Annotated in this window: 20 protein-coding genes; 16 read left to right on the forward strand and 4 right to left on the reverse strand. The window is 68.5% G+C overall.

Annotated elements, in window-relative coordinates:
• From MNOD_RS18150 to MNOD_RS18175, 6 genes are all read left to right on the forward strand, one after another.
• Entirely contained in the window at positions 1–249 is a 249-nt protein-coding gene (locus tag MNOD_RS18150) for a hypothetical protein (protein ID WP_015929138.1), read from the forward strand.
• Positions 246–1,343 (forward strand): ATP-dependent DNA helicase, encoded by a 1,098-nt coding sequence (locus MNOD_RS18155; RefSeq protein ID WP_015930396.1) that lies wholly within the window; start codon positions 246–248, stop codon positions 1,341–1,343. Before MNOD_RS18150 ends, MNOD_RS18155 begins: the two co-directional genes overlap by 4 nt.
• The gene (locus MNOD_RS18160) at positions 1,340–1,909 is read left to right on the forward strand and encodes a hypothetical protein (protein ID WP_015930397.1); all 570 of its coding nucleotides are present in this window, start codon (positions 1,340–1,342) and stop codon (positions 1,907–1,909) included. The genes MNOD_RS18155 and MNOD_RS18160 overlap by 4 nt, the downstream gene beginning before the upstream one ends.
• Complete coding sequence (locus MNOD_RS18165) at positions 1,906–3,534, forward strand: hypothetical protein (RefSeq protein WP_050783367.1); 1,629 nt, start codon at positions 1,906–1,908, stop codon at positions 3,532–3,534. The genes MNOD_RS18160 and MNOD_RS18165 overlap by 4 nt, the downstream gene beginning before the upstream one ends.
• Positions 3,535–3,901: 367 nt before the next feature.
• Positions 3,902–4,309 carry a Ros/MucR family transcriptional regulator gene (locus tag MNOD_RS18170; RefSeq protein ID WP_015930400.1) on the forward strand — a complete coding sequence of 136 codons (408 nt, stop codon included), beginning with the start codon at positions 3,902–3,904 and terminating at the stop codon, positions 4,307–4,309.
• 88 nt (positions 4,310–4,397) lie between these two features.
• Positions 4,398–5,036, forward strand: a complete 639-nt coding sequence (locus tag MNOD_RS18175) for a transcription termination/antitermination NusG family protein (RefSeq protein WP_015930401.1) — start codon at positions 4,398–4,400, stop codon at positions 5,034–5,036.
• A 114-nt stretch (positions 5,037–5,150) separates the two neighbouring features.
• Here the strand turns inward: MNOD_RS18175 and MNOD_RS18180 are convergent, their stop codons facing one another.
• From MNOD_RS18180 to MNOD_RS18190, 3 genes are all read right to left on the reverse strand, one after another.
• A complete protein-coding gene (locus tag MNOD_RS18180; protein ID WP_157091501.1) occupies positions 5,151–5,309 on the reverse strand; it encodes a hypothetical protein in 159 nt (52 codons plus the stop codon).
• A gap of 263 nt (positions 5,310–5,572) precedes the next feature.
• Positions 5,573–5,842, reverse strand: a complete 270-nt coding sequence (locus MNOD_RS18185; protein WP_085984945.1) for a DUF6489 family protein — start codon at positions 5,840–5,842, stop codon at positions 5,573–5,575.
• Positions 5,843–6,051: 209 nt separating this feature from the next.
• Positions 6,052–7,713: an IS1182-like element ISMno10 family transposase gene (locus MNOD_RS18190; RefSeq protein ID WP_012631283.1), complete on the reverse strand. Its 1,662-nt coding sequence runs from the start codon at positions 7,711–7,713 to the stop codon at positions 6,052–6,054.
• Between the two features lie 890 nt (positions 7,714–8,603).
• Here MNOD_RS18190 and MNOD_RS18195 point away from each other — a divergent pair.
• The 4 genes from MNOD_RS18195 (at position 8,604) to MNOD_RS18215 (ending at position 11,387) form a co-directional block, all read left to right on the forward strand.
• Positions 8,604–8,885, forward strand: coding sequence for a hypothetical protein (locus MNOD_RS18195; protein ID WP_015930405.1), 282 nt, complete (start codon positions 8,604–8,606; stop codon positions 8,883–8,885).
• A 108-nt stretch (positions 8,886–8,993) separates the two neighbouring features.
• Positions 8,994–9,593, forward strand: a complete 600-nt coding sequence (locus tag MNOD_RS18200) for a hypothetical protein (RefSeq protein ID WP_015930406.1) — start codon at positions 8,994–8,996, stop codon at positions 9,591–9,593.
• Between the two features lie 508 nt (positions 9,594–10,101).
• Positions 10,102–10,311, forward strand: a complete 210-nt coding sequence (locus MNOD_RS18205; protein ID WP_015930407.1) for a cold-shock protein — start codon at positions 10,102–10,104, stop codon at positions 10,309–10,311.
• A gap of 662 nt (positions 10,312–10,973) precedes the next feature.
• Positions 10,974–11,387 (forward strand): hypothetical protein, encoded by a 414-nt coding sequence (locus MNOD_RS18215; RefSeq protein WP_043748980.1) that lies wholly within the window; start codon positions 10,974–10,976, stop codon positions 11,385–11,387.
• 5 nt (positions 11,388–11,392) lie between these two features.
• Here MNOD_RS18215 and MNOD_RS18220 read toward each other — a convergent pair whose 3' ends face one another.
• Entirely contained in the window at positions 11,393–11,578 is a 186-nt protein-coding gene (locus MNOD_RS18220) for a hypothetical protein (protein WP_015930410.1), read from the reverse strand.
• Between the two features lie 182 nt (positions 11,579–11,760).
• Here MNOD_RS18220 and MNOD_RS41575 point away from each other — a divergent pair, with 182 nt between their 5' ends.
• From MNOD_RS41575 to MNOD_RS18245, 6 genes are all read left to right on the forward strand, one after another.
• Positions 11,761–12,183 (forward strand): hypothetical protein, encoded by a 423-nt coding sequence (locus MNOD_RS41575; RefSeq protein ID WP_015930411.1) that lies wholly within the window; start codon positions 11,761–11,763, stop codon positions 12,181–12,183.
• A 353-nt stretch (positions 12,184–12,536) separates the two neighbouring features.
• Positions 12,537–12,680, forward strand: coding sequence for a hypothetical protein (locus MNOD_RS46790; RefSeq protein WP_157091502.1), 144 nt, complete (start codon positions 12,537–12,539; stop codon positions 12,678–12,680).
• Positions 12,628–14,706 (forward strand): phage terminase large subunit family protein, encoded by a 2,079-nt coding sequence (locus tag MNOD_RS18230; RefSeq protein ID WP_015930412.1) that lies wholly within the window; start codon positions 12,628–12,630, stop codon positions 14,704–14,706. Before MNOD_RS46790 ends, MNOD_RS18230 begins: the two co-directional genes overlap by 53 nt.
• A gap of 2 nt (positions 14,707–14,708) precedes the next feature.
• On the forward strand, positions 14,709–14,966 hold the full coding sequence (locus MNOD_RS18235; protein WP_015930413.1) for a phage head-tail joining protein: 258 nt from the start codon (positions 14,709–14,711) through the stop codon (positions 14,964–14,966).
• The gene (locus MNOD_RS18240) at positions 14,960–16,573 is read left to right on the forward strand and encodes a phage portal protein (RefSeq protein ID WP_015930414.1); all 1,614 of its coding nucleotides are present in this window, start codon (positions 14,960–14,962) and stop codon (positions 16,571–16,573) included. Before MNOD_RS18235 ends, MNOD_RS18240 begins: the two co-directional genes overlap by 7 nt.
• Positions 16,570–17,472, forward strand: a complete 903-nt coding sequence (locus MNOD_RS18245) for a S49 family peptidase (RefSeq protein WP_015930415.1) — start codon at positions 16,570–16,572, stop codon at positions 17,470–17,472. The genes MNOD_RS18240 and MNOD_RS18245 overlap by 4 nt, the downstream gene beginning before the upstream one ends.
• The last annotated feature ends 44 nt before the right edge of the window (positions 17,473–17,516 follow it).

The following is a 17,516-nucleotide window of genomic DNA, read 5'->3' on the forward strand; positions in this document are numbered from 1 at the left end:
ATGGCGGGCTTCCGCTCCCTGCCCGTATTCCGTCCTGGCCTCGTCGGCGTCCACACGCGCGGGGCGGACGCGGTGCGCCTCTCCGGAGCGCTCGTCGGCGTGCCGGACGCCTATCCGGCCGCTGTGGCGCTGGGCGATCCATCCATCCCGGAGCGGCGCGCCCGCGCGCTGCGGATCCTGGAAGGACTGCCGGCGCGCCAGCGGGAGCGGATCCTGGCAGCCTACGAGCGAACGGGGCAACGCGCATGACGGCCTGGTCGCCCCAGCAGGATCAGGCCCTGCGCGCCGTCAAGGCGTGGCTCAAGAGCCCGGGCCGGGCGCCGTTCTACCTCGGCGGCTACGCCGGGACCGGCAAGACCACGCTCGCCCGGCACCTTGCCGAGGGCGTCAAAGGCGATGTGCTCTTCGCCGCCTTCACCGGCAAGGCTGCGCTCGTCATGCGAGCGAAGGGCTGCACCGGCGCCAGCACGATCCACTCGCTGATCTACCGGCCGAAGCCGCGGCGCGACGGCAGCGTGACCTTCGTGCTGAACGAGGACAGCCCCGTCGCATCGGCCGCGCTCGTCATCGTCGACGAGTGCTCGATGGTCGGTCCTGAGCTTGGCCGAGACCTGATGAGCTTCGGCACCAAGGTGCTCGTGCTCGGCGACCCGGCGCAGCTGCCGCCCGTGGACGGCGCTGGCTACTTCACGGGCGGCGACCCCGATTTCATGCTCACCGAGGTGCATCGGCAGGCCGCGGACAACCCGATCATCGCGATGTCGATGCGCGTGCGCCAGGGCGGGCGGCTCGACGCCGGCGCCTACGGCGAGAGCCGCGTCATCCAGCGCGCGGCGCTCGGCCAGCGCGCCGTGCTCTGCGCGGATCAGATCCTGGTCGGTCGCAACCAGACCCGGCGCGGGCTGAACGCGAAGGTGCGACGGCTCTACGGTCGCGACCCGGCCGGCCCAGAGATCGGCGATCGGCTCGTTTGCCTGCGCAACAACAAGGACAAGGGTCTGCTCAACGGTGGGCTCTGGGAGGTCGCCGACGTCGCGCAGAACGACGGCGCCACCGTCGAACTCGAGGTCATGCCGGACCACGACCCGGACGCCGTGCCGCTGTCGGTCGAGGTACGCAGCGAGTTCTTCCACGGCCAGGAAGAGGCGCTGAGCCCGAAGCAGCGCAAAGGCTTCGACGAGTTCACGTACGGCTACGCGCTCACCGTGCACAAGGCTCAAGGGTCGCAATGGGACCGGGTCGTGCTCTTCGACGAGAGCACTGCCTTTCGGGATCATGCCCGGCGCTGGCTCTACACCGGGCTCACGCGCGCGGCCGATGCCGTGACGGTGGTGCTGTCATGACGGCGCGCCGCGCCCTCGACCCGGAACGGGAGCAGGCCCGTGGGCTGCCGCTGGGGCACGCCGACTTCGCGGCGTTCCGACGGCACGGCGTCGACGGGCGGCATCTCGCCTGTGCTCGCCACGGCTGCGACCTGGTGCTGCGCGATCTCGTGGTGTTCGGGAAGCGACAGCGCTTCGGCTTCGCGCGGCACGACGGCGGCGAAGGGCCGGGCGCGGTCGAGGCCTACACGATCCCGGCCCGGGACGCCGGCGGAGCGCTGGTCGACGTCGTGGCCTGGGATCCCGCCGCAGGCCGCCTCGCGACGTGGCTCGGCGCGGTCGGCATGCTCGGCGAGGACAGCCTGTGGCGCCCGCTCGCGGACAAGGAGCCGCTCGTGGTGCATCGCGACCCCGTCGGCTGGCTCGCGGCGGGCTGGCGCGGCGTGGTGGTGATCAACGACGCCCTTGCCCGGCCTGCGCTCCTCGGGGCCGGCACGCTGCTGACGCAGGACATTGCGCACGGCGAGGCCGTGGAGGCGATGCTCAGGAAGGTCAGGATGCCCCGCATTCTGGTCGAGGCGCCATGATGACGGCGCCGATCGACCTCGATCAGGCCCGCCGGGCTAAACGGCTTCGTGATGCCGGCGCCCAGGGTGCCGGCGGCGCGTCGGGATCGTCGGGTCTCCTGCCGGTGATCAAGGTGGTGGCGTCCGAGCTGCCCCGCGTCGTCGACGAGGCCGAGGACGCCCTGATCGAGAGCGGGGCCGCGGTGTTCACCCGGGCCGGCGCGCTGGTGCGGCCGGTCGTGGAGCCGACCCCGACCGCCAACGGCGGCCTCGCCCTCGTCGCCAAGCTGAAATCCCTCACCGCAGATTCCCTGGCCGACATCCTGGCCCAGGTCGCCAAGTTCCAGCGCTTCGACGGCCGCGCCCAGCGCTGGGTGAACATCGATCCGCCCGACAAGGCCGTGGCGATCCTGCTGTCGCGCGAGGGGCGCTGGCGGCTGCCGCCGATCTCCGGCATCACCACGATTCCGACCCTGCGGCCCGACGGCTCGCTCCTCGACGAGCCCGGCTACGACCCCGCGACCCGGCTCTTCCTGATGCCGGACGAGGCCGTGCTCATGCCGGCAATCCCGGAGCGGCCGAGCCGCGCCGAGGCGCAGGCCGCGCTCGCGCTTCTGCTGGAGCCGCTGCAGGAATTTCCGTTCGTCGGCCCCGTCGACCGCGCCGTGGCACTGTCCGGCATCCTGACCGCGGTGCTGCGGCCCACGCTGCCCTCGGCGCCCTGTCACGGGATCCGGGCCTCCTCCGCGGGCACCGGCAAGTCGTATCTCGTCGATCTGATCGCCGCCATCGTCACGGGCCGGCCCTGTGCCGTCATGGCGGTCGGGCGCACCGAGGAGGAGACCGAGAAGCGTCTCGGCGCGCTGCTTCTCAGCGGTACGCCCCTGATCTCGCTCGACAACGTCAACGGCGAACTCGGTGGCGACGCGCTCTGCCAGGTCACGGAACGGCCGGTGGTCAGGGTCCGCATCCTGGGCCGGTCCGAGGTGCCCGAGATCGAGTGCAGGGCCGCGGTGTTCGCGACGGGCAACAACCTGACGCTCGTCGGCGACATGACGCGGCGGGCCGTGCTGTGCCGGCTCGACGCCGGCGTGGAGCGACCCGAGCAGCGGGAGTTCACCGCCGATCCGATGCAGGCCGTGATGGCCGACCGCGGCGCCTACGTGGCCGCCGCCCTCACCATCGCCCGGGCCTACCGCGCCGCCGGCGCGCCGCGGGTCTGCGGCCCGATCGGCTCCTACGGGGCGTGGTCGGACACGGTCCGCTCGGCGCTGGTGTGGCTCGGCGAGGCCGACCCGGTCGCGAGCATGGATATCGCGCGGGGCGAGGATCCCGAGCGCGCCGCGCTATCGGAGCTCATCACGGCCTGGGGCGAGCACCTCATCGAGGGCGCCTACTACGCCACCGGCGACATCGCCGCGGCCGCGCAGGAGACCGGCACCGACGGGCAGCCGCTGCGGCCTTCCTTGCGCGAGGTGCTGATGCGCCAGGCCGGCAAGGGATCCGCGATCTCGACCCGCAGCCTGGGTCGCTGGCTCACCGGAATCCGCGGCCGGGTCGTGGTTGGGATGCGCATCGAGATGGTCGCCGACGAGAAGCGGGGCAACCGCTACGCGCTCTGCAAGGCGCCGGAGGAAGGGAGGTGAGCGCGCGCGAGTGGGGTTTCTCGTGGGGTTTGTGGGGTTTCGAAAAATGTAACCCCACCGGAAACCCCACGAAAAATCTGGCGATGGGACAGGGGTTTATGGCCGATTTGGGGGTTTTCGGGGTTTTTTCGCCAATCTTCACGCGCGACCTTTCCTGCGCACGCATAAGATTGAGAAAAAAACCCCAATAACCCCCAAAACACCTCTAAGTCTCTGACAGATCAGCAGATTTTGGTGTGGGGTTTCTCGAAAAAAAACCCCACCCTAACCCCCCAAAACCCCACCGAAACCCCAGGACCGGACTGGTGCGCCACCGCCGTTCCAGATGAAGAACAGTTGGTAGTTCAGAGACATAGAGGAGATCCCGATGCCCGACATCGACACCCAGTCCCCCGACCTCTCCGGCCTCACCGGCCGCATCGTCAGCGCCTACGTCGCCTACACCGCCGTGCCAGCCTCCGAGCTGCCCGCGCTGATCGCCGCGGTGCATGGCGCGCTCGCCGCGCTGGGCCGTCCGGCTGAGCCCGAGGCGCCGGCCCTCGTCCCGCCCGTGCCGATCCGCAAGACCATCACGCCCGACGCGATCATCTCGCTCGAGGACGGGAAGCCGTACCGGACCCTGAAGCGCCACCTCGCCGGGCGCGGGCTCACCCCGGAGCAGTACCGGGCCAAGTGGGGCCTGCCGCTCGATTATCCGATGGTGGCGGCGAACTATGCGGCGCAGCGGTCCGAGCTCGCGAAGCAGTACGGCCTTGGCCGGAAAGTCGCGGCCTGACAGCCGTCGCCCGATCCTATCGGCGGCCGGGACGCGCCCGGCCGCCTTCCATCCTCGTACTCGTCACATACCGTGGAGCACAGCGAGCATGGCCCGGAAGCGGAATCGCCGCCGCAACCGCACCAAGATCTTCGACGCGAAGGTCACCCCGACGCACCACGTGCGGCTGCATCGGCTGCGGGTCGTGGTCGACGCGGATCGCCGCTGGTACGTCGTCCGGATCGATAGCAACCGCGAGCGGAAGATCAGTGAGGGGTTGGAAGCGGCAGGATTTGCGACTTGCGTACCGGCCAGCAGCACCCTCGTCGAGCGTCGTGGCCGGATCCGGGAGGTGCGCCACCGGGCGGCGCCGGGCTATCTGTTCGTCGGGGTGGATCCCGGCACGGACGGGCGCGCGGCGCTCTGGGCCTATCACGACTGTGTCATGGCGAGCCGGCTGCCGTCCGTGTTCCAACTGGAGGAGGGCCGCATCGTTCAGGCTCGTCAGCAGGGCGAGGCGGACCGTCCGTTCTACTGCGTGATGGGACCGTTCCAACCCGCCCAGCTGCAACGCTTCGCCGACAAGACCGGCGCCGAGATCGTGGCGGTGCTCTATGCGGGCCAGCAGCCGGTTGGGCAGTTCCCGGCTGCGGCGGCCTGCATTCTCGAAGGGCAGCGCCTGGACTTCTGCGAGGTTGCCGACCTGGTACGCAGCGGATCTGAGGACTGCCGAGCGGCAGCGTCATAGCGGGGCACGTTGGCAATTCCGTCGGGCGCTCATGTAAACGGAAAAGATGCGCCGCAAACCGACCTTCGATCAGATGGGCACTGAGTGTGCCGGCGATCTAGGGTACGGGCGCGCCTAGGGCGCACCCCCGCTTTTGAGTTGGGCGGAGACAGGAGCCGCCTTGTTGTCGTGATGCTGGAACTGGTGGCGGCCGTAGCCGAGGAGCACGGCTGCCCCGACGAACAGGGCCGTCAGGAGCGCGACGGAGAGCAGGATGAGAAGGGGTCCCTGCATGTCTCGATCGTCACTCATGACGAGAACCATCTGCCGATGCTCCTGGCGTGTCCAGAGCGGGTTTAGGCATCAGCGGAATGTCCGCTGAGACCTTGTCCGCAGACAGGTGTGTCCGTTGGGCGTCTCAGACCCCAGCAGACGTGATTTCGGACAGCCTCTCGATCGTCCGCAGGGGTATATCCATCCGAGGCGCCGCCACAAGACGTTTGCCAGTACGTCTCGAAAGGTCGGTTCTGGTCTTCCGAGACGCTTCACGGCGTGGGTCAGGAGCCTTTTGGTACATCTCGCCTAGCGCCCGAGACACGAGCCGGCGGGCTTTGCCCGAAGAGCGACATCCAAGTCTTCATCAGGCGGTCCGGTGAGAAGCGGTCGACCTCCGCCAGCATCCGCTTCTCCATGTGAGCCATGACTGCGGCCTGAAGAGGCTGCACATCAGGGAGGCCCAAAAACACTCGAGCCTCCTCAGGGGTGCAGTCGATGTCTGCGGTGACTTTCATCGCGAAGCCCTCCTCATCCTGAGGAATGCTGGCCAACTTCGAACGATCCGTTGCTCCGAAACCTACCTGGCGGATCTTCCTCCGCCATGTTGGACGAAACTCGCTATGTCAAAACAACGACCGGAAACTTAACACCCGGGTAGAGGCCCTCGTGGCGCTCCAGCCATCGTCCGCCTCTGTGCGGAAACCCTGTCTCGAAATCAAATGTCTGGAAAACGGTCGGATACTGTTGGCGAATTCGGCCGCTATGCAGCGAGAGCCTCGAAGCGTGAGGTGCGCGTGGGGGCCAGCGGGCGGTGCGAGAACCAAGCGGCGAGACGATCAAGATTGAGAGCGGCCGCCGTCGCCACGCTCTGCAGGGTCATCTTCGCCAGTCCGCGATAGCGCGCTCGGCGCAAGCCGAAGCTCCGCACGCCCTGCGCGATCGTCGCCTCAATGCCTTGTCGCTGCCCGTAGAGCTGCCGGCCCTCCTCGCTCTCCTGCCGCATCCGCGCGGCCGCCAGCGCCTCGTGCTCCGCACGCGGATGCAGGCTGAGCCGGCGGCTCCCCGCCCGGGTGCACCGCGGCTTGGCTGGACACACGCGGCAGACGGCGGGGCTGAAGCCTGCGCGTATGAACGCGCGTCCGCTCACCTTGTCCCTGTACGTGCCCCAACTCGTACTCTCGCGGCCCTCGGGGCAGCACACGCGACAGCGCTCCCAGTCGACCGCGAAGTCCGTGACGTGGAACGCCCCCTCCTCACGCGTCTGCCAACTCTGGTTCGACCGCGCGGGGCCGATCAGGGCGATGCCGTGCCGCTCGTGCGCCGCGACCAGATGCTCGGCGCTGATATAGGCCGCGTCGACCAGGTGCTCGGAGGGGATCAGATCCAGGCCCGCCAGGGCGGCATGGATCACGCCGGTGCGCATCGCCTCATGCACATTGGCCGGAGTGGTGTCGGCGTGAACGACCAACCGAGGCAGGTCGGGGTCGCAGGTCTCGGTCAGGTGGACCATGTAGCCGGTCCACTCCGTTCCAGACTTGGCCCGGAACCGCGCCTCGACGTCGTAGGGCGACTCGACCCGGTCGCCGGGCCCGCGTCCCTGCACCGGGCGCAGCCGGACGCTGGTGCCGGCGGGTGGACTTCCGTCCCCTGCGCGCTCGAAGTGCCGCGCCCATACCCGGCGCAGCACGGCCACGGCAGGCAAGGCGACAGCGAGTGGCGGCGCGCTCGCGCCATCCAGCGCGTCGAGCAGGCGGTAGCCGTCCGCCCCGACCTGCAGCACGTAGGCCTCGCGCTTGGGGCCGGTCTCCGGCAGTCGCGCATCCTCGATGCGGCGATCGTAGCGCTCGTGCCAGTCGGGCGGGGCGACACGGCGCAGCCAGTCGGGGGCGAGGGCCGCGACCGCGTTGAGAGCCGCCCGCAGCGTCTCGGCCAACAGCTCGACCCGGTTGAGGTCGCGCACCGCGGCGAGCACGTGGGTGCTGTCGGTGCGCTGGCGCCCGCGCGCCTTGAGCACGCCCTGGTCGCGCGCGGCATCGAGGATGCGGGCCAGCAGCCGCCCGGTGGCCTCGTGCTGCAGCAGCCGACCGCGGAACTCGCACAGGACGCTGTAGTCGAAGCCGGGATCGGCCAGATCAAGTCCCAGCAGGTACTTCCAGTCAATCCGCGCCCGGACCGCCTCGGCGGCTTGGCGATCGCTCATGCTCTCCCGAAACTGCAAGAGCGTGACCAGGGCCAAGCGCCAGGGCGCGTAGGCGGGCTGGCCGCGTGCGGGATAGAGGTCGGCGAACGCGGCATCAGCGAAGATTGTGCCGAGCCGCGTGCGCAGGAGCAGGTAGGGGTTGCCGCGCCGGAACGCGGTTTGGGCCACCCGGGCGGTGTCCTCAGGGACCGGTGGGAGTGGGTGGTGCGGCCGGAGCGACATGAGCGACCTCCGAGCGGGACGGTCAGCCTACACCCAGCACCCCCCGGAATTCGCCAACAGTGTCCGGTCGAAACCGGCAATTCCGAATGTAGGTCATGATCGCGCGGAAGGGGTCAGGAGCACTGGTTCATCAGACGGTTGTTTATGTCCGCTCCGGCGAAGGTGGTCAGCCCAACTCCACCCTTGCTCGAATTACGGTAGCATGCTACCTCGTCCAGCGGACGCCCACGCTGTGCGTGATCCGCGATCTTCGCGTGCATCTCCGGTGTGGCCCTGGCCCGGAAGTCCCGTGCGCCGCGACAGGGGGAATGCATCCTTTGTCCAGGTCCCGTCGTGGCGGCTCAGGGACGCGCCGCCATGCTCCGAAGCGATCTGACACCGCGACGCGAGAAGCCCTGCGCTTCGCCCGTGATGTCGTCACTGCCGCGGGCGCGATCGACCCGAGGGTTGAGAACTTCGACACCCCGCAGTGCCAAAGCTGCCCGCTCAGCGGGCCTGCCAGCCTCACCGCCTGCGCGATCTGCGGCCAGGGCCCGTGCCGCGAACGGCAGTAGGGGTGAGAAGAGATTGGTGCGGGTGGGCCGGTGCTGCCCCGCCGCCGATCAGCGAGAATCCTGACCGTCGCCTGCTTCACCCGCATGTCCGTGAGACTACGCCTGCGACGGATCCGAGCAATCAACCTTCCGAGTTACGCCGAACGGATTGGCCAGGGGCCATGCCGAGAGAGGCAGTAGCACCACATGTCCGGCATGATCGGCGGCACGCCCGTAAGCTCTGCGCGCACCCTCCTTGGTGGCCTCGTCGCCGCGAACGTCGTAGTGGGGGTGATCGTCTGGGGTGGATCTGCGTTGTTGGGGTTGTGAGCTTCTGATCCCCGCGGGAGAGAGCCCATGCGGATCTCGATCGATGCGCGTGACCCCGGCTTCCGGGCCTACGCTGAGGCGCGTGACCAGGGCATCACCTTTAACGTGACGCTCGATGGCAAGCGGTTAGCACCTGTCCACACCGCCGACGATCTGACCGGCGAGGTGATCGTGCCGGCTCGGAATAGGAGCGGCCACGTAATACTCGATCCGCACCATCCCGGTGAGATCCTGCTTGAGACCCACCGCGGCCGGGTCCGCATCGTCCGCCGGCACCGGCACTGGACGGACGATAGCGACCCCTTCTGAGCCGCTCGTCGGGTATGGCGCCAGGGCCCCTGGAGGGCCGAAATGTACACGGGTGGGCGGGGCCCCGCCTTGTCCTAGCGCTGACCCCGAAATTCGAGGTACGCACCCATGGCCGACGGCGTCTCGGCGAGGCAGCTGGCGAAGATCCTCGGCGTGACCGAGGGCGCGGTGCGGAAGGCGCTCAAGGCCAATCGGATCAAGCGCTTACCGGATGGCCTGATTGATCGCGAGGCAGCCCGCGAGGCGTGGCAGGGCTCAACTGATCCGGTGCGTACCAAGGTGCGTACCGAGCCGCAGACGGTACGCACCCGCGGTACGCACCCCCGCGTGGAGGTGCGCACCCCGGCCGAGGCCCGCGAGGCGGTCAGCCTGATCGCCCGGGTGCTGGCCGAGGAGGGGGTGGAGGATGCGGACGGCAGCATCGACTTCAGCAAGGCGCGCACGGCCGAGCTGATCCTGAAGGCCCGCCAGCGCAGCCTTGACCAGGCCGAGCAGCAGGGCCGCCTCATCGAGCGGGCCGCGGCCGAGAAGCTGTTCTTCGACACCGCCCGCGAGCTGCGCGATGCGTGGCTGGCCTGGCCCGCCCGCATCGGCATCGAGCTCGCGGCCGAGCTCGGCATCGAGGCCCGGGTGCTCACCCAGGCCCTCACCAACCACGTCAACCGACACCTGTCCGAGCTCGGCGAGCCGATGGGCGACTTTCGGTAGGAGACTGTAGCGCCTCCTACGCGGCTGGAACCTCGGCAACGAGGTGCACGACGTGGCCGGCCTCCTCGTCCTGAGGTAACATCGGCGGGCTGTGCTGGGTATCCTGCCAAATGGCGCTCGGTGCCACACAGTCGGCTTCTTCTCAGGACACGATCGATACACACGATTCGGTGGTGACGCGTATCGTTGAACGATGGCAGGCGTGACGGCTGCGTTCTCCGCTCCCTTTTCAATTCTGGTGCCTGAAATGCGCCCGGTGGGCGATGGCGGAGCCGGCGCCTGGCAGACGCTCCCTGGATCTGCGATTTGGTGAAGGGCTTGTAATCGTCTCCGGCGTTCCTATTTCAAATCAGTCGACTCTTTTGGCCGGACAATCAGGCCGTCTGCCTTAGCCACTGGCAAGGCGCGCGATCGGACTCTCTTTCCAGATATCGATGAGCCGGGTCCAGGGCGCGCTGACGCACGCGCTGTTCCCTCGTGCACCTAACCAAATGCTAAGGATACTCTGATGACCATAGGCATTGTTAAGTTCTACAACGATCAGAAGGGTTTCGGTTTTATCCAGCCGGAGGACGGCTCCAAGGACGTATTCGTCCATGCAACCGCTCTCGAGCGTGCCGGCCTGGGTAGCCTCTCCCAGGGGCAGAAAGTCTCGTTCGACACAGCGGAAGACCGCCGTAGCGGAAAGATGGCTGTCAACAACATTCAGTTCGCGTGATTGCCTTGACTGAAACGCCACACCATCGGCGCCGATCCTGAATTCGAAGGCCGCTCCCTCGTGGGGCGGCATTACTGTTTTTGCGTCAGTCGTCGACGCGCTGCGATAGGAGGAGAGCAATGCTCCACAAGTACAAGGTTAGGCAGTTGGTCCATCTCTCCCGCACCGGCTTCTCAGACCAACTGTCGAACGCAGGCCGCATCTACGAGGTGACTCGCCTCATGCCAGCGGACCAGACCGGAGAGGTATCTTACCGAATCAAGGAGTTTGGCTCTGGTTGGGGCGAGCGTGCCGTCCTTGAGTGCGAGATCAGCGCTCGAGTGTAGGAGTTGTGCACGGAAATATCTTAAGGAAGAACCCAACGATGAGCACCGCTGTGTGGCCGGCCGGCTTACGAACTGACGAGGCTGAGCTTCTCCAGGATGGGGAGCTTGGGTTCATAGAGGCATCTGACGCAAGTTTTCGCATCCTGCCTTGCCCTTGGTCGTCACTTATGGGTGTACTCACTGGACCTTATCTCACCCGAAACGGAGCTCTGGACGCGGTGCGCCGGCACCTCGGTCAGCAGGAGGACTCCTCTACTGTTAATTCCTAGCCAGGACTGAACAGCCCCAGTGAGGTCAAGCTACCCACCGCACCAAGTGGCGAGAGGCTGTGAGTGAGTGGACAAGATCGGCAGAGGCGCAGTCCAGCTCATCTGCTGCAGCCCGATCATCGCCCGGCGTGCAATACCGGTGCTTCCAGATGCTCAGCAGGAGTTCTACGCCATGACTTCGATCCATCAACGAGGCTTCATCAAGTACCTTGGATCCCTGCGCGGCAGAGGGCATCTCATAGTCCAGGGCCATGACCAGGCGCCGGACGCGATCGCCTACCAGATCGACGGCTTCCAGGACCGCGCGTGCCGCTCCGCTGCCGGACAGATCGAGGGCGACAGTACCGCGCTCGCGCAGGCCTTCAAGGCTGGTGGTGCGCTCCTCACCCTTGAGGGTGGTCTCCAGCTTGACGTCGTGCTCTCCGATCCAGGGGGCGGTCCTACCGCTGAAGTCAGGGTCAACGGAGCCTTCCCACTCTAGTCAGCTCAATCAAAGGGAGCCCTTGTGAGCAACCCGATAGCCAATGGGCCGAGACTATCGTACTTCGAGGAGGCGCCGTTAAAGCTTTGAAGTACGCGCTCGGCCAACACGTCAGGCTCGTCGGCCGCCGCGGTATCGACGCGGACTGGAACGGCAGGTACTAAGTAGCCGAGATCCTTGAAGCGGCCCATGGCTTTCCCCTGCGGACGCTATTGCATCCTGAGTACGGGCGGCCACCACAGCCGGTGGGCCGCAGATTGGCAACTCCGCACTGACTTCCAAATCGTGCAGGCCTGAGCCTTGACTGCGTTGGCTGCTTGATCGGCCACCAGCCCACCCCGTCTATCCCGATCGTGCTACGCGAGAACAGGACATGACCGAACACATCAGTCGATTGTGCGACCAGCTTCGTATCAAGCTCCACGGCATGGATCGCCGGCTTGAAGCTTTGAAAGCAAACGGCTCAGACCTGTCCGATACATCACAACACCAGATCGAGAGCCACATGGACTCGGTCCAGCAGCGCATTTTCGACCGCAGGCGTGTAGTCGAGGCGGCCAACAACCGAGTAACTGCCTGGATCGAAGATAAGCGTCCAGGCTTCGATGCCAAGCTGGCGGAGTGGCGCGAGGACCGCAGCTTCCTGAAACTTAACACTCGGGCCGATGACGCCGAAGCTTATGCGCTTGCGGTATTTGAGCTTGCGATCGCGGCAGCTGACGAAGCAGCGCAGGCGGCTTTGGAGGCTCTGCTAGCACGCCGGGACGCGACAGCCGCGGCGCTGCCGCCTCGTTGAGCGCGCCTAATGTATCGGCGCGGCCCCGCCTGGCAGTCTGTTGGCGCTCCGCCGTCCGCAGGAGCGGCCATCCCGGTCGTGCTGGTAGGGGCATCCATATGGCCCGCTGTAGCTCGCGATCGACTCCTCAAATGAGCTGCTTTTGGAGATCTCGGCGTCTGAGAGGCTGGCAGGCGGCTTCTTGGGCTTCGACAGCTCCGGAGCTGGAGAGCGCCTCAGCGGTGCTGCCGGCCCTCACTCGAAAGGGTTCGAGACAGCGCTGCCGGCGGACTGGGGCAAGGCCGTCACCGGCTGGAAGAAGAAGGGGCTGCTGGTCTTCGGCAACGGCGAGGGCCTGCTCTTCGATCTGGCACGTGTGGCTGGCCTGGCCGGCCCGGGTCGCCATCGTGATGGCCGACGAACTCAAGGTCGATCCGCGGGTGCTGACCACGATCCTGACCACGCATGTCCACCAGCACCTCGCCGAACTCGGCGAGCCCACCGCGACCTTCGGCTGACACCACGCGCCTGCAACGGGCCTGGCGCCGGGGGCTCACCCCGCCCCCGAACCTCAACGTGGTGGAATGGGCGGAGCGCTACCGCAGACTGAGCAAGGAATCCTCGAACGGCGGCCGCTTCATCGTCTCACGCGTCGAGGTCGCCCGCGGCCCGATGTTGGCGGCGACCGAGCCGGGAGTGCGAACCATCACCCTGCTGGCCTGCACGCAGCTGCTCAAGACCACGGTCATCGAGAACATCCTCGGCCGCTTCGTCCACGTGGATCCCTGCCCGATGCTGGCGGTGCTGCCCAAGGACGACGCGGCCGAGACCTTCTCCAAGGACCGCCTCGCGCCGATGATCCGGGACACCCCGGTGCTGCGCGAGGTGTTCGGGGAGGCCAAGGCCCGCGATGCCGGGGCGACGCTGACCCACAAGCAGTTCCCGGGCGGCCACATCACCTTGGTCGGGGCGAACAGCCCGACCAACCTCGCGATGCGGCCGATCCGGCTGCTGGTCTGCGACGAGATCGACAAGTACCCGCTCTCCGCTGGTGGGGAGGGGCCGCCCATCGACCTTGCCGAGGAGCGCCAGGCCGAGTTCAAGGCCACCAGCCTGTCGGTGCGGGCCTGCTCCCCTACGGTCGCCGGGCGTTCGGCGATCGAGGCGTCTTACGAGGAGAGCGATCAGCGCAAGGCCTTTGTCGCCTGCCCGCACTGCGGCGGCTGGCACCCGCTCGAATGGGAGCAGGTGCGCTTCGACAAGGACGAGGACGGCCGCATCCGCCCCGAGACGGCCCGCTACGAATGCGTGGAGTGCGAGCGGCCCTGGACCGAGGCGCAGCGCCTCATTGCCCTGCGGCGGGTCGAGTGGCGGCAGACCCGGGCCTTCACCTGCTGCGGCGAGCGGCAGGTCCCGGAGATCTGGGAGGAGGAGCGGCACGGGGTCCGGCGCGCGCTCTGCCGGCATTGCGGCGCGCGGGCGCTGCCGAACGAGCATGCCGGGTTCCAGGTCTCGAAGCTCTACGCCCCCAAGCAGACGGTGCGCGAGACGGTGGCGAAGTTCGCGCGGGCGCTGCGCCGCGGCCCGGAGGCGTTGCGCACCTTCTTCAACACCCAGCTCGCCCGCACCTGGAAGGAGGGGGCGGACGCGCCCGAGTGGCAGGACGTCTATGCCCGCCGGGACGAGTACCTGTCCGGCACGGTCGCGCGGGCGGCACTGATCCTGTTTGCGGGCGTGGACGTCCAGAAGGATCGCCTGGAGGTCGGGATCTGGGCGTTCGGGCGCAACCGCGAGCGCTGGCTGGTGGAGCACCGGGTGCTGCCCGGGGCGACCAACCGGCCGGAGGTGTGGGCCGACCTCGAAGCCATGGTCGAGGAGACCTGGCCGCACGCGAGCGGCGCCGAGATGACGGTGCGGGATTGGGGCATCGACTCCAGCGGCTTCACCGCGGAGGTGTATGCCTTCGTGCGCCGGCAGGCCGGGCGCCCGGTGCATGCGGTGGATGGCCAGGACAGCTATGCCGGCGCCTTCCTGGGCGTGGGCGCGAAGGATTCCACGGCCGCCGGCCGGAAGCTGCGGCGCGGGCTGAAGACGGTCCGGATCGGGGCGTCCTTCGCCAAGCAGGAGCTGATGGGCTGCCTTGCCCTGCACCGCCCGCCGGAGGGCAAGCCGTTCCCGGCCGGGTTCGTGCACCTGCCGCGGGACGTCAGCGAGGACCAGGTCAAGCAGCTCACGGCCGAGGAGCTGGTCACCCACGTCACCCGGGGCCGCACGCGCCGGGAGTGGGTGCCGATCGGCGGGCGGCGCAACGAGGTGCTGGACTGCGCCAACTATGCCCGCGGGCTTGCCGCGATGCGGGGCTGGGACCGCTGGCGCGAGCCGCATTGGCGCGAGCTCGAGGCGGCGCTCGGCATCGAGCGGCCCCGGCCAGCGGCGGATGAGCCAGTGGTGGCGCCCGAGGTCGCGGCGCGGACGCTCGCGGCCCGCAACCAGCAGCGGCGCGCCGTGCGGCGCAGCCGGGTCAACAACCGGCCGATGAGGTAGGCATGGCCGACACGCCGGAACAGCAGCTCGCGAAGCTGAGAGCCCAGCTCGCCAAGCTCGATCGGGCCATGGCGAGCGGCGTGCTCACCGTCGAGCAGGCCGACAACGCCGGGCGTATCACCTACCGCAGCTACGCCGAGATGCGGCAGGCCCGGGCGGACCTCGTGCGTCGGATCGGCGACCTGGAGATGCAGAGTGGCGGAGTTTCACGCCGCCGCCGCACCCGTCAGGTCGTGATGACGAGCCGCAGCGGGTGGTGAGCGTGTCTCAGGCCCAACCCGTCCGGTTCCGGATCAAGGGCACCCACCAGTACGTCACCCCGATCGCCATGAGCCTGTCCGGCGAGGGAGAGGGCGGCGCGGTGGAGGCGCCGGCCTACGACGTCGCGGGCGGGCGCGGCCGGCGCTCGCGATCCTGGCGGGTCGGCAGCTACGGCCCGAACAGCGCCATTACCTACGCGCTCGACGAGCTGCGGCGGAAGTCGCGGGACCAAGCCCGCAAGAACCCCTATGCCGGCGCTGCAGTCGACCGGCTGGTCAGCAACATCGTCGGAACCGGCATCGTGCCCCGATCCACGGCGGCGCGGCCGACGGAGGGCTTGAGCGAGGAGGAGGCGAAGCGGGTCAAGGCGGAGGACGCGGCCTTCCGGACTCGGATCCAGGCCCTCTGGCTGGAATGGACCGATGTGGCCGACAGCGTCGGCGCGCACGACTTCTACGGCCTCACCGCCATTGCCGTACGCGGCATGGTCGAGGGGGGCGAGACCTTCACGCGCTTGCGCACGCGGCTCCTCACGGACGGGCTGCCGGTCCCGCTGCAGCTGCAGGTGCTGGAGGGCGATCACTGCCCGCACCTCAAGACCGAAATCGGGAACCGGATCCGGCAGGGCATCCGCTACGATGCCATCGGGAAGCGGCAGAGCTACTTCCTCTACCGCGAGCATCCGGGCGACGGCCTCATGGTTGCGTCCGGCCTGGAGCTCGCCGAGGTGCCGGCGAGCGACGTGGCCCACCTCTACCGGGCAATGCGGCCCGGGCAGGACCGCGGCGAACCCTGGCTGGCCCGGGCGCTGCGCACCCTCTACGACCTCGATGCCTACCTCGACGCCGAGCTGGTGCGGAAGAAGAACGCAGCGCGGCTCGTCGGCTTCATCAAGCGCGTCATGGAAGAAGGCGCGGACAGCCCGGTCGGCTCCGGGCCGCTCGGCACGGATGGCGCCGACGACGAGGGCGCCGCCACGTTGGAGTTCGAGCCCGGCACGCTCCAGGTGCTCGCCGACGGCGAGGACGTCACCTTCTCGAACCCGCCGGACGTCGGGCCGAACTTCGAGATGTTCGTGCGCGAAGCCAAGCGCGGCGTGGCGGCGGCGTGCGGGCTGCTCTACGAGCTCCTGAGCGGCGACTACAGCACGCTGAACGACCGCACGCTGCGCGCCGCGCTCAACGACTTCCGCCGGGCGGTCGAGGGCTGGCAGCACCATCAGGTGGTGTTTCAGTTCTGCCGGCCGGTGTGGAACCGCTGGATGGATCTGGCGGTGCTGTCGGGCGCCCTGACGATCCCCGCGGGCATGCCGCGCTCGGTCGCCTATGCGGTGAAGTGGATCCCGCAGGCCTGGCCCTACATCCACCCCGTGCAGGACGTCCAGGGCAAGTCCATGGAGGTTCAGGCCGGGTTCTCGTCCCGCTCCCAGAAGGTGGCCGAGGCCGGCTACGACGCCGAGGCGATCGACGCCGAGAACAAGGCCGACAACGAGCGAGCCGATGCGGAAGGTCTCGCCTACACCAGCGACGGCCGCCGCGCCACGCAAGCGGCCGCCGGGGATCCGCCGCCCGACGACGCTCCCCCCACCCCGGAAGGGCAGTCATGATCAGCGCGCTCCATGCTCTGACGGCCGAGCCGTGGGCGATCCGTCCCGACTACCTCTACTTCCTGGCCAGCCTCGCGAGCCTGGACCGCGCCGGGCGCGCCGAGCGCCGCGCGGCCGAGGGCGAGGACTGGTTCCGGCTGGACCTGCAGGCGGCGGCCGGCCCGACCGCGCAGCGCCTGGAGGGGGCGCGCTACGCCATGCTCACCCGGGAGGGCGTCGCGGTCATCCCGGTTATCGGCCCGATCTTTCCGCGCGCGAACATGCTGACCGAGATGTCCGGCACCGGCACCTCGGCGGCGATGCTCGCGCGGGATCTGCAGCTCGCCCGCGACAGCGCCGAGGTGGGCGCCGTCATGCTGCTGGTGGATTCGCCCGGCGGCTCGCCGACCGGCATCAATGCCCTCGCCGATCAGCTCTACGCCATGCGCGGGCGCAAGCGCGTGGTGGCGCATGTGAGCGGCTCGGCCGCTTCGGCGGCCTACTGGATCGCCTCTTCGGCGGGCGAGCTCGTCACCGAGAAGACCGGCATGCTCGGCTCGATCGGTGTCGTCGCGGCGATCTCGAAGCAGGTCGAGCCGGATGCCTCCGGCAGCCTGTCCATCGAGATCGTCTCCTCGAACGCGCCGAACAAGCGCCCCGACCCGCAGACCGAGGACGGCGCCGCTGAGATCCGCGCCCTCCTCGACAGCATCGAGGCGCAGTTCATCGCCGACGTGGCCCGCGGCCGGAAGACGACGCCGGCCCGGGTGCGCACCAACTTCGGGGCCGGCGGCATGAAGGTGGGAGCGGACGCCGTCGCCGCCGGCATGGCCGACCGCGTGCAGACCTACGACTTCACCCTCAGGGATCTGACCCGGACCGCGGCCAACGAGCGGGCCGCCCGGGCCGCGCGGCAGTAGCCGCCCCACCCGATCCCGGCGCGGCCGGGACCACGGCGCTTCGG

It is taken from the genome of Methylobacterium nodulans ORS 2060, assembly GCF_000022085.1.
GTDB lineage: Bacteria > Pseudomonadota > Alphaproteobacteria > Rhizobiales > Beijerinckiaceae > Methylobacterium > Methylobacterium nodulans.